Here is a 13010-nt window from a genome sequence, read left to right as displayed (position 1 = left end):
ATGGATGTGTCCACCACGGCGGCCAGACATTCCCGGCTGAAGTCGTCGATGACATTCAGCACGCGGAACCTGCGGCCGTCCTCCAGCGCGTCAGACACGAAGTCGAGCGACCACCGCTGGTTGGGCCCCTGCGGGATCGCCATGGGCGTCCTGGTGCCCACTGCGCGCTTGCGTCCGCCACGTTTACGGACGGTTAACCCTTCTTCGCGGTAGAGCCGGTACAGCTTCTTCCAGTTCACGTGCCATCCCTCACGCTTCAGCAGGATATGCAGGCGGCGATATCCGAACCGTCGCCGTTCGGACGCCAGCTCTTTCATTCTGGTGCGCAGCTCCGTGTCGGCGCGGCGTTTCGACGTGCGCCGATACACGCGCGGATCAATCCCGGCCAAGGAACAGGCCCGTTTCTGATTGTAACCCTTGGTTTTAATGGCCCAATCCACAGCATTCCTCCTCGAATTGGGCTTCAGAAGTTTTTTCCGAGCATCTCTTTCAGCGTCGCCACGTCCATCATCTGCTCGGCCAGCATCTTCTTCAGCTTGGCATTCTCGCTTTCCAGCGTCTTCAGCCGCCGCGCATCAGACACTTCCATGCCGCCATACTTGGATCGCCACTTGTAGAAGGTCGCATCGCTAACCCCGTGTTTGCGGCACAACTCCTTCGCGCCAAGCCCGGCTTGATGCTCCTTCAATATCCCAATGATCTGTTCTTCGCTGAAACGGCTTCTCTTCATCGTCTGTCTCCTCAGTTGGAGAACAGGCTAACTCTAAATGCCGGACTTTTCAGGGGAGCAGGTCATGACTTATACTTACCAGATCGCCCATTCAATCAAAGCCTAGTTGACGTGAATACGCGAAACATTTGGTGTATCCACGCCTCTCCTATGCAGCCGTATCATAGCTCGTAACGTAGGTTGTCGTGGCGGCCGATGCTGCGATACTGACGGCTGGATGAATAGGGCGGTAAACCCTTTGACCTGAAATCATTTCATTAATGACATGAACGCTGCCGTCGATACAGTTGAAATCAAATGTAGCGATACGAGCATTCTCATATGTTGGCCGCTGTGTCGCCGCAACCAGCATACGACGACCAAGCATATTGATTGCCCAAACGCGGCGATCCAAAAATTGTGATGAATGCGACCGCTTTGGAACAAAAAACTGACTCACAAAGTGTTCGACATGTTGCCGGTTTGCATGATTGATAAAGTCATAGAGATCGGCCAAATCAAAGGAATGGAATGCTTCATTTGTAGGGGCGAAGATTGTGAAGCATGGCAGGCATTTCAGGTTTTCATCGAACTCACAAGCATTAATCATTTCGATAAAGATTGAGAAGCGCGCGTCATTGCGAAGCAGGTCCAGCGCATAATAGCGCCCTGCGTTCTTCAACTTGGGGGTGCTTGACGAGTGTGAGATGCGGCGATCAGTGATATCGCCAGAGGATACATTCGGCATAATGGATTTCCTAATTTGACCTGTTAAGGTGTTGGACCCCCGCCCCAAAACCCAAGGGTGCCGAGCCCTTCGACGTTGGCAGGGGGTCTGTTTTTATCTTCGACCCTAACCAACGTTGCTCTGGACAGCCCCTGGAGTAGATTCTTGATAACCGCCATGTGTTTTTTCAATCTTCTACAATTCTCGGAAAAGTTGATAAATTTCTTGGATTTCCCTCACTGCTTGACGACCGAGGGACGTTTCCTCCCCTAGGATCAGGCCTCATAGCCAGTAAATGACGAATACCGCGAGAGCGATTGCGGACAAGGAGACCTTCGGGCGTTGGTCGCAGCGGGTTGCCACGCGCCGCCAGTCCTTCAACCCGTCAAACATGATCTCGCATCACCGCCCGGCAGTGCATTGCAAAGCAATGTCACGAGAGGGGCGGTTGCGTCGTTTGTATCGGCGCTTGTCGTACTTCACCGGCTTCGTCCGCTGTTTCCGGTCAGGGATACAGGCGCGTATCCCTTTGTCTTTTAACGCTTCTCGGAACCAATCGGCGTCATAGCCACGATCTCCAAGTAGCCAGTCCACCTTGGCCAAACTGCTCATCAATGCACGGGCACCGATGTAATCGCTGACCTGTCCTGCGGTCACGAACAAGCTCAGCGGGCGTCCCTGGCTGTCGCAGATGGCGTGCAGCTTGGCATTCATCCCGCCCTTGGTGCGACCCGCCTCTCGGGACATTGCCTGCGGCAATACCCTGCCGGGCAGTGATCAGGCGTCCACGCCCCCTTTTTTGATGCCCAAACTGGTCGCTGTTCGACGGGCCTTGAGATAGGTGGCGTCGATCATGACCGTCGTCTGTTCGCCGTGTTCGGCAGCCAGACCGGCCATCATCTGGGCAAAGATGCTTTTATCGCTCGAGCGCTTCCAACGGTTGTAGAGCGTCTTGTGGGAGCCATAGGCAGTCGGGGGTTTCCCACCGCAAGCCATTGGAATTGATGAAGATAATCTCGCTCCATACACGCTTGTTATCGACGGTTGGCTTGCCGTGGGGCTTTAGGAAAAGGGGGCCAGACGCGCCATCTGCGCATCGTTCAACCAGAAAAGATCAGACGTGGTCACCGCCCCGTCTTCCGAACCACGAACCACGCCACCACGCGGAATTCAATGGGGGCTGGCCCTAAATCCGATTCGCCACCTACTTGGTAGCAGCCTTCGCACTTGTTCTGGATTTGCGAAATTCGTAATAGCTAAATCTGAAAAAAAATCCGGATTTTTAAGAATACAGTGAAGAATTTTGACTGTTACAGACTGTGAGAACAATAAGAGCTTGAGTTGATGGTGTCTGAATTAGCGCGAGCGATCCCAGATCAGGTCTCAAAATACAAACCATAAGTGGCAGTCGCAAATCAGAAAAGCTCGAATCGCATGTTCCAGGTGGTAAGTATATTGCCGGTCTTTTCCTCGCTTCAGCACCTTCTTGGATAGGAGTAGAACTTCTTCGCTGCCTGGCTATGGAACAATAATGAACTGAATCACATAATTCTGCGTTCCCTTTCTTCTGAGTTTCGATCTGCCTACATGAAATGGTGATTTCATCGCTATGTCGCGGAGGATTTTGAAACTGGATTGCAAGCACGGCGAAGTATTCAGCGGCGCACTATATAAGAGGAAGATCGATGCATTGGCCGGCACATGCGAGGTAGAATACGCAAGTGATCATTCAATTAAAAATAGCTGCACATCATAACTTGTCGAAAGTTATTTCCGCGAGTTGCGATGAAAAAGAAGGCTATTCAAAAGGACACCAAAATGGCTTCTCTATTCCCGGCACCCAATCGCCGGGCCAAAGATCACGTTTGCAAAAATGAACGCATCATCAGGTGCGACCAGGCACCTGTGAACCACTTGCCCATCTGGCTTTTCATAATTCGAAGCCTGCTGTGTGCCTTACTATCGATTGTTGCATCAAGAATGCAGATTTCCCTATCTCGGTGGCTCATACTGGCACCCTGCCTTTCGGTGATGCTGTGGGGTACGTTCGTGCAGTCCACTAACGCGCAAGTGGTTGATGCCGCGCTTTCGTTTGTTCCGGACAGTGTCGAGCCCCTTGAAACTTCCGTTTTGACAATCACGCTGGTTACAACGAGCGCCACGGGCGAGACGGGTGTCGCGCTGGATCATGTCCTGCCTGATACAATCGGCGTAATCGGACCTGTTCAGTCGAATTCCTGTGCTGGCACGTTGGCGCTGACGCCCGACAGTATCACGCTTACAAATGGGACCATCCCCGGGCAGGTAGGTGCGACTGCAGGCGCGTGCCAATTCTCTGTCGTTGTCGGGGGAGAAGCCATTGGTAACCTGATTTCGACCATCCAGGCAAACAGCATGGTGACTGACAGTGGCCGGTCGAACGAGGATCCGGCAAGCGCAACTCTTCAGGTTCTTGCAGATCCGTCAACCGTTGAAGTCGAGCTTTTGAACACTGCGGGCGGGACGAGCCGCGCTCTCTATGGCGGTGCAACCGACAGTTTTTTGCGGGTCACAATCAACAATCCCAACGACTTCGACCTCACGGGGGTCCGATTTGACGAAGTGACTGCGGTTGGTGTGCCAGATGCGCACATCCGAGCCCTTCAAAGTCCGGTGCCAACATCAACCTGCGGCTCAGTGTCTGTTGCGGCAGATGGCACGTCCTATTCTCTTCAAAGCGGCACCATACCTGCCTTTGGCTCATGCTCGTTAGACGTATTCATACAACCAGCGACCCCAGTAACAGAGTTTGTGGACCGACAGGCGGTTTCTGCAATCGAAGTTGGGCAGGTTCAGTCCGACCAATTCGTCAGAAACTCCAATCAGGATGCCACATCGTTTCAGCTTAAATCTGGAATCCAGCTGACCAAGCGTTTCGCACCCGATTCCATCAATGCAGGTGTGACGACCCGCCTCATACTGAGTATCACAAACAACAACCAAATACCTCTGCAGAACACGTTTTTCCAAGACATCATGCCAGATGGGATGACCCAATTTGAGGATGTCGATTTTGTTGGAGCGCAGTGCGGAACATTAGACTTCAATGACCCAAGTCGAGTGGTCGTTCCCAATGTGACCTTGCCGGCCGCAGTCGGAACCGCATTCAGCGGGCCGCGCTGTGAAATCGTAGTCAGTGTCGCAACATCGGGACCGGGTGTTTACACCAATACCGTCGGTGGCCCCCAACAACCAATTCGTGATGCTAACGGGAACGATGTCATTCCAAACATTGCGTCCGATACGTTAAACGTCTCGAGTCTCGGCGATCTCGACATTTTTCTCGAAATTGATGAACGGACCTCCCCGACCCTGGTGTTGGGTTTGCAGGAAGCGTCCAGAGTCCCTGCTGCCATCGTTCTCACCAACAGCGGGAACGCCAGCATATCCAACATAGATATTCGGAACCGGGTTGGTGCAACTCTAAGCCGCGGCCAATTCGAGATTTATCCTGACTCTGCAATCTTAACAGGAGGGGCGGGTTGTACTGCTGATACTGTTGAGGCGGATACCGATCTTGACGAGATACGCGTGACAAATGGGTTTGTGCCGAGCAACACAACCTGCCGGGTCGAGTTTGATATATTCATTGCGACAAGGGTCAATCAACGGAGGCAAAATAGCCTCGATACTGGTGATGTCCTCATAAACGGTATTGATGCTGGTGTCAGCGTGAGGTCGCCGTTTGTTCAACCCTATCCTCTTCTGCGTACCTCCACATCATTTTCACCAAGAGAGGTAGGTTCGCGAGGCCTGTCGCGCATTACAACGACTGTGAGGCAGACCGACCCCGCTGGTGTAGAAATCGCTCAATTCGATGCGGGGACTTCGTTTGGAGCTCTGGAGCTATCCGATACGCCAAATTTTTCGCACACGTGTGCAGGTGGTACCTTGTCGGCTCCCAGTCCAAATAACATCACCCTCTCAAATGCGGGATTTCCGAGTGGGGAAAGATTCTGCGCATTCTCCGCCGACGTCGTCTCTCCGTTAGGGTCCGGTTCCGAAACTCGGCTGGGTTCGGCATTTGCCGTTCTCGAAAACGTGCCCACTTCATCGGGCCGCTACTTCATCTCGTCAGAAAACCGAACCGGTACGCTAAATTGGGGGCCTGTCGAGACAGCCCTAAACACCGTCTTTCTTCCCAATGTTGTCGACAGCGGTGACCCTTCCACACTGCGCATCGAAATTGACAATACGGCCGCCGGTGCAATTCCGCTCACTGAAGTCGCCCTGACAGATTTTCTACCAACGGGGATGATCATTGCACCGACCCCAAATGCAAGATTTTCAACCGTCACCGGCACCTGTGATTCCGGTCTGGTAACGGCGCTTCAGGGAGAGGACCGACTGTCCCTGAGTGGGGCAAGCATAGGATCGGCCAGTCGGTGCCGTATCGAAGTGGATGTGGTCACGACGCGGCGCGGAAATCTGACAAACGATGTTCCCGCAGGGAGTGTGACATCCCGCGAAAATGCCACCAACTCACAAGCTGCGGCAGCGTCGCTTCTGTCCAACGAAGGTGTTTCTTTGGTCAAAGCGTTCTCGCCTTCACTCATCGAGGAAGGCCAGATTTCAACGGTTTCAATTTCCATCGCGAACGCCACGAGTAGTGCAATCACACCGGATTTGGCATCGGCCTTGATCGATGACCTCCCCAATGGGATGACGGTGGCTGCTGTCGAAAACTTCACGGCGGAGTGCGGAATTGGTTTATCGGCCAATAGTGCTCGGACGCGGGTGGTCCTGAGCGGCGGCACCGTGCCGGCGGATACTGTCTGTGTTGTGACATTCGATGTCACCGTTCCCTTGGCAGGGGAGTATCAGAACGGGTTGGATGCCAACGGGCTTGTGACGAACGAAGGCAGGACAAACCCCTCTCCTGCGACCGCAACCCTGACTGTTATCGAACCAGAGATTGGTCTCCTTCGATTGACCAAAACCGGCAGCGCACCATCGGTCAATCGCGGGTCCAACCCCTTGATCACGGATAGTGGCGATACGATTGCCTACACATTCACGGTGACCAACCTGGGGAACGTCGCACTGAGCAATGTCATTGTCAAAGATCCCAAAGCGTCAGTGGCGGGTCTTCCGATTCCGTCGTTGGCCGCTGGCGCGACAGACAGCGTGAGGTTCACTGCCGGCTATGAATTGAACGACGCGGATATCCTTGCCGGAGGTGTCGAGAACTCTGCCACGGTCGAAGGGCGAACGCCGTCGGGCACCCTGGTGAGTGACACGTCGGACACCGGCGACGGATCCGAAACGACCAACGACCCCGATCTTGGCGAAGACGGCGATGCCAACGGTACTGCTGCCGACGATACTGATCCTACAAATGATCCGACGGTGACGCGCTTTGCCGAAGTGAGTTCCTTGCGGCTGACCAAATTGGGACGTCTTGCACCGGGGGTGGATCCGGAAGACACGAGGGCGGGTGATGCGGTCGATTATGTCTTTGTCATTAGGAATACTGGCAACACAGTGTTGCGCAATGTCAGACTGACCGACGAGAAGGCAACCGTGTCCGGAACTCCGTTAGTGTCCCTGGCGCCTGGTGAGAGCGATACCAGCTTCACGGCACGATACATTCTGGACAATACAGACATTTTTGCAGGAGGCGTCGAAAACACTGCCGTTGTGACTGCGACGCCACCATCCGGACCCGACGTGAGTGATGTGTCTGACACAGGCGATGGCTCTGAGCAATCAAACGATCCTGATCTTGGCGAGGCGGGAGATGCCAACGGCACGGCACCTGATGACGCTGATCCAACCAATGACCCCACTGTGGTTCAATTCAATATGGTCCCGTCGCTTCGACTTACAAAGCGGGTCCTGGAAGTCACAACAGCCAACGGTCTCGATCCCTTGATCGCCGACGCTGGTGATATCATTCGATACGGTTTCACCGTCACGAATGACGGCAATGAACGCATCAGCAATATCGACGTTTTCGATTTTCTGGCACCTGTGGAATTTGATGACGTCATCGCACTCGATCCAGGAGAAAGCGATTCTACCACATTTACAGCCGAGTATGAGATCAGGGAGAGCGACGTGGCCAATGGCGGCGTTGAAAACTCTGCTGATGTGTACGGCGAAACCGATGACTTCGATATCGTCATCGACCTATCAGACCCCGGCTATGGCTCAGAGACCGAAAATGATCCCGACCTGGGCGAAGCAAGTGATACCAACGGCACCGCCGACGACGATAACGACCCGACAAACGACCCCACGGTCGTGCGCTTGGGGTCTCTTCCTGGGTTGCGTCTGACCAAGTCAGCGGGCGTGCCAAGCATTGCAGCGGGTGCAGACCCAACGCGGACAGATGCGGGCGATGTGATCGACTATACGTTTACGATCACCAATACCGGGAACGTCGCTTTGAGCAACGTGATCGTGACCGATCCAACGGCGCAAATGAGCGGCGTCGCTATCCCCTCAATGGCTCCGGGTGCCGTTGACGCGACAAGCTTCACCGCACGGCATATCATAAAAGAAGAAGATATGTTGGCCGGTGGTGTCGAAAATACGGCGTTGGTCACAGGCACGCCGCCAGCTGGTCCGGCAATAACCGATGTCTCTGATCCGGGCGGAGGATCGGAGACAACGCAAGACCTTGATCTTGGAGAGACCGGAGATGCCAATGGCACTGCTGACGATGACAGTGACCCGACGAATGATCCGACCGTGGTACGTCTTGCGGCACTCCCGCCTGTTAAGGCGGCCGCAACCACGCCCGGACACATTGTTATTACCAAGCGGGCGGGTACGACCGTTGCGAGACGTGGAGACGCCGTTTCCTATACCATTGTTGTTGATAATACCGAAAATACCGCAGCAGTTACAGCGACAGTGGTGGACAGCCTGCCCGCAGGCTTTCTTTTCGTCGAGAATTCCGCGCAGGTGGATGGTGTCTCTGTCAGCCCGGTCGTCATAAATGGCCGTGTCGTCACCTTCAAATCGATCACTGTCCCGGCAGAAGACACAACCACGGTTACCCTCAGCGCGCGTGTGTTGACCGGGATAGCGCCCGGCGAACACATAAACCGTGCTGATCTGATCGATAGCGTCAGTGCGCAGAAACTGGCCCCGACTGCCACAGCCGTTGTGCGTGTCGAACCAGAGCCAGTGTTCGATTGTGGTGACGTTATCGGGAAGGTGTATGCCGACACAAACAGCAACGGCTACCAGGACGAAGGCGAAAAGGGCTTGCCAGCCGTTCGTATCGCCGGGGTGGACGGCACGATCATCACAACTGATGCTTTCGGCCGGTATCACGTCCCTTGCATCGTTTTGCCAAAAAAGCGCGGCACCAACATCATCTTAAAGGTGGATGAGCGCAGCTTGCCGACAGGCTATCGGATTACGACTGAAAACCCTCGGGTGATCCGGCTCACTCCCGGCAAAATGAAAGAGCTGAACTTTGGCGCTTCGATCAGCCAAGTTGCGCGTGTCGATATTAACGCCCGTGCCTTTGAAACGGGACGCGGTGGGGGATGGCAAACCACGCCTGCCTTCGACACCGGAATGCAAAAACTATTGGAAAGCATTCCAAGCAAGCCGACCGTTGTCCGTATCGCGTTTCATCTGCCCGAAAACCCCAGCGAAAAAGATATCAGGCTTGGGCGAAAAATGATCGCGGTGGTCAAGCGCGATGTGAAGAAAAGATGGCGCCGTATCGGGAACCACAAGCTGAGCATCGAGACTACTTTGGTGTGGAGGAAATAAGATGAGACATCTGTTTCCCCGGTCTTTTCAGCTCGTTTATCGCCTCAAAACTCCAATATTGGGCAGTGTCACATTCGTCGCAACCGCCGCCCTCGCGCAAAGCGAAGGCGACACTTGCCATGCACCGGATCTGGTGACGCAACGCGCCTGTATTGAGCCAAACTCGAACTTGAGTGTCGTGTTGCCGACAGGCGCCAATACCGAACGCGCCGAGGATGTAGCTGGATCCGATTTCGAAGAGATCGGCTTTTCATTGTCGATCGAAGAGGTCACCGTCGCTGGTGCGACCAAACCTTCCGTTGTGCAACGCGTTCAGGATCGAGCATTGGAGACAGCGGATGTTCAAGTTAAATTTGATGGGCTGGACATCCAACCTCGCCTAAACGTCGCCACACACGATTTGCGTGCCAGTTATCAAGCAGGTGAGGGGATCACCTTTCGGGCTTCAACCAACTATCCGTTCTGGATCAGCCGGGCCGAAGTGGTCATCATTGATCGGGCAAGTCGGACGCGCGACGTCGTCGAAACCATCCCTATTTCGCCCAACGGTCAGGTGATGTGGGCAATGCCACAAACCGGATCCGGAAAGTACGCATACGTGTTGCGCGTTTACGATGCCAAAGGTCGCTTCAATGAAACCGCTCAGTTGAATCTAAACCGCACGGACGCCTTCTTCGCGACCCACGAAACCCGAGGGGGTCCGCTTATCGCTGCTGGCGAAGGCGAGGACAATACTGCTGTGTCCAAAATCCCGATGCATGGTGGGTCCATCACGACATCGGGTGAAGGTGTTCCACCCGGCAGCCGGGTCGAAGTGATGGGAGAAACCGTCCCGGTAGATTCAAACGGCCGTTTCGTTTCGCAGCGTGTCCTGCCCCCTGGCGAGCACTTCGTCAGCGTGAAAGTGCACACTGAAGGACGCGGCGCGACCGACCTCGGCCGCCACGTCGAAATCCCGGAGGATGAATGGTTCTATGTTGCCATCGCGGATGTCACCGTCGCCAAGAAAATAGAGGACGAGTTGGAAGACACACTGGCGGAGGACAAGGGCACCGATGTCGATGGTCGTTTGGCCTTCTATCTGAAGGGTCGGATAAAGGGCAGCACGTTGATCACCGCCAGCGCAGATACCGGAGAGGGTGACATTGAGGACGTATTTCGTCGCCTTGACGAGAAAGATCCGCGCAGCATTTTGCGTCGTCTCGACCCCGAAGATACGTATCTGGTCTATGGTGACGACTCCAGCGCCTATGATGACACCCCAACGTCGGGGCGGTTCTACATCCGTGTCCAACGCGACGCGTCCAGCGTGCTTTGGGGTGATTTTGACGCTGATGTGAGTTCCGGCCAGTTGGTGAACAACAACCGCCGACTTTACGGGTTCCAACTGAAACACAAATCAAAGCAAGTCACCTCAAGGGGAGATTCGCGCTTTAATGCAACCCTCTATGCGGCTCAGCCGGATACCAAATCTCAACGGGACGTGCTGCAGGGCACTGGGGGATCAGCGTATTTCCTGTCACGAGAGGACATAAATTTCGCGTCTGAGAATATTCGTGTGGAAATAAAGGATCGCGACACTGGGCGAGTGATCGAACGGCGCAATTTGATTGAGGGGCGCGATTACGCGATTGACTACATTCAAGGTGTGTTGATCCTGACCGATCCTTTGAATTCAAGCCGCTCGACCGGGCCGCTGGTGACGGAGAATCCGATAGGGGACACGCTCGTTTCACTGGTTGTGGATTACGAGTATACGCCCGGAATATCTTCAGTTGATGGTAGCTCTGCGGGTGGCGTTGTCGACGTCTGGGCGACCGATGCGCTCAACCTCAGATTTACCGGCTTGCGTGACACGACTGATACTGCGGATGTCGAGCTTCTTGCTGCGACAGTGCAGTATAACTTTGGCCAGCATTCATGGATCGAGGGGGAAGTGGCCCGCTCCAAAGGAACCGGGGTCGGTGCAAACTTCTCGACCGATGGGGGGTTGTCGTACAGCTTGATCGGATCCACGGCCCCGAACACCGAGGGGAACGCTTATCGGATCGAAACCTACATAGACTTCGAAGACGTCGGAAGCGCCCGTCCGGGCGATCTCAATTTCTATATCGAACGCAGGGACGCAGGTTTCTCTACCCTGACGCAGACGTTCGCGGCGACCGAAACAATCAGTGGGTTTACCGGAACATATCATCCTCGTGAGAACTTGGAGCTCCGTTATGCTGCGGAAAATCTGCGCCGCAGCACTGGTGAAGAAGATAGCGAGGCGGTCATCGAAGTCGCCTACAGCCCAACAAAACACGTCACTGTTGAAGGGGGGATCAGCTATAGCGACCAGACCGGAAAAACCGCGATTACCGAGAATGGATCACGCACTGATTTGGGACTGCGACTGACCTATTCGCCAAACATAGATCAGTCATTCTATGTTTTCGGTCAAGCGACGTTGGATGCTTCACAAACCCGATCTGACAACAACCGGGTTGGCGTCGGAGCTTCGGTGCGTGTGACCGAAAAACTGAGCGCTGATGTTGAAGTCTCTGGCGGTACGAATGGCGCTGGCGCTCTGGCAAAACTCAACTATGAAACGACACCTGATAATCAAGTCTATTTTGGATACACGCTTGATCCCAGCCGAACACTCTCTGGTTCCAGACTGACCGGACGGGACAAAGGGGTTTTCGTAGCCGGCGCAAAGTATCGCTATAACGAGCAGGTTTCCAGCTTTGCTGAGCACAAGTATGATCTGTTTGGTGATCGCAAATCAGTGACAGAGGCTTACGGCGTCACCTACACACCAGACAATCGCTGGACTTACACGGGCGGATTCGAGGTCGGGCGGATCGCTGACCCGAACGATCTGGACTTTGATCGTACAGCCGTTTCGTTTGGGGTTGGCTACGTCGATGGGGACGTACTTAAGGGAAAGATGAAACTTGAATACCGGACCGAGGATGGCGAAGGCCAAAAGCGAGATCGCGACACCTGGCTCCTCTCTGGCGCATTGGAGTATAAACATTCGGAGGAATGGCGGCTGCTGTCTACCGTAGATGCGGTTGTGTCCAGATCTGACGAAACAACTTTCCGGGATGGTCGCTATGTAGAACTGTCTCTTGGTTCGGCGTTTCGTCCTATTACCAACGAGAAAATCAATGCGTTGTTCAAGCTGACCTATCTCGACGATCAACCCGGCGAAGATCAGGTAAACGCGGACGATATCGATTTTGGTTCTGCACAAAAAAGCATTATTCTGAGCGCCGATTTGCTTTACGACTACAATCAATTTCTGACATTTGGTGTCAAATATGGATACCGAAACGGTAAAACCGCGCCCGGTGGAACACGCACGTTTAGCGATTCAACTGCGCATTTGCTGGTCCTTGGGGCCGAATGGCATGTGACACACAAGTGGGACATTCAGGCCGAAGTAAGACAAATATACACCGAGGAGACGCGCATTCGTGAACGTGGTGCTCTTTTAGCTGTTTATCGTCACGTTAGTAATAATGCCAAGATCGGGATCGGCTACGAGGTCGGCAGCGTCACAGACAATCTCAGCAAAGTGGACTATGACAGTTCAGGAGTTTTTATCAATCTTGTTGCGAAGTTTTGACGGCTCTAGCGTTATTGAGACTCCAGTTGCCTTACCCTCGGCGGACCCTAAGGGGAGCAGGGCACAGCATCCCAGATGGTCATGATGCGGCGTTTGCTTGAGGTTTTGACCTGCTCCCCTGAAAAGTCCGGCATTTAGAGTTAGCCTGTTCTCCAACTGAGGAGACAGACGATGAAGAGAAG

3 protein-coding genes and 2 pseudogenes are annotated in these 13010 nt (G+C 54.1%); 2 read left to right on the top strand and 3 right to left on the bottom strand.

Features of this window, described 5'->3' with window-relative positions; genetic code table 11:
• The 3 genes and pseudogenes from Q0908_RS19940 to Q0908_RS19930 all read right to left on the bottom strand — a co-directional run.
• Window positions 1–730: pseudogene (locus Q0908_RS19940) on the bottom strand (IS3 family transposase); the annotation flags it as partial.
• Between the two features lie 148 nt (window positions 731–878).
• Entirely contained in the window at window positions 879–1457 is a 579-nt protein-coding gene (locus Q0908_RS19935; RefSeq protein WP_299288946.1) for a fasciclin domain-containing protein, read from the bottom strand.
• 261 nt (window positions 1458–1718) lie between these two features.
• A pseudogene (locus tag Q0908_RS19930) lies at window positions 1719–2525 on the bottom strand (IS5 family transposase).
• Window positions 2526–3221: 696 nt separating this feature from the next.
• Here Q0908_RS19930 and Q0908_RS19925 point away from each other — a divergent pair.
• Together Q0908_RS19925 and Q0908_RS19920 are read left to right on the top strand one after the other, a co-directional pair.
• Window positions 3222–9212 carry a hypothetical protein gene (locus Q0908_RS19925; RefSeq protein WP_299288943.1) on the top strand — a complete coding sequence of 1997 codons (5991 nt, stop codon included), beginning with the start codon at window positions 3222–3224 and terminating at the stop codon, window positions 9210–9212.
• Window position 9213: 1 nt separating this feature from the next.
• Window positions 9214–12828: a hypothetical protein gene (locus Q0908_RS19920; RefSeq protein WP_299288940.1), complete on the top strand. Its 3615-nt coding sequence runs from the start codon at window positions 9214–9216 to the stop codon at window positions 12826–12828.
• The last annotated feature ends 182 nt before the right edge of the window (window positions 12829–13010 follow it).

It is taken from the genome of uncultured Tateyamaria sp. (assembly GCF_947494755.1).
In the GTDB taxonomy this organism is placed as follows: Bacteria; Pseudomonadota; Alphaproteobacteria; order Rhodobacterales; family Rhodobacteraceae; genus Tateyamaria.
This window is presented reverse-complemented; position numbering and strand designations above follow the sequence as displayed.

Bases quoted from the DNA above. Each gene is read 5' to 3' on its own strand.
- Q0908_RS19920 (WP_299288940.1), top strand. From the start codon at position 9,214: ATGAGACATCTGTTTCCCCGGTCTTTTCAGCTCGTTTATCGCCTCAAA.
- Q0908_RS19925 (WP_299288943.1), top strand. From the start codon at position 3,222: ATGAAAAAGAAGGCTATTCAAAAGGACACCAAAATGGCTTCTCTATTC.
- Q0908_RS19935 (WP_299288946.1), bottom strand. From the start codon at position 1,457: ATGCCGAATGTATCCTCTGGCGATATCACTGATCGCCGCATCTCACAC.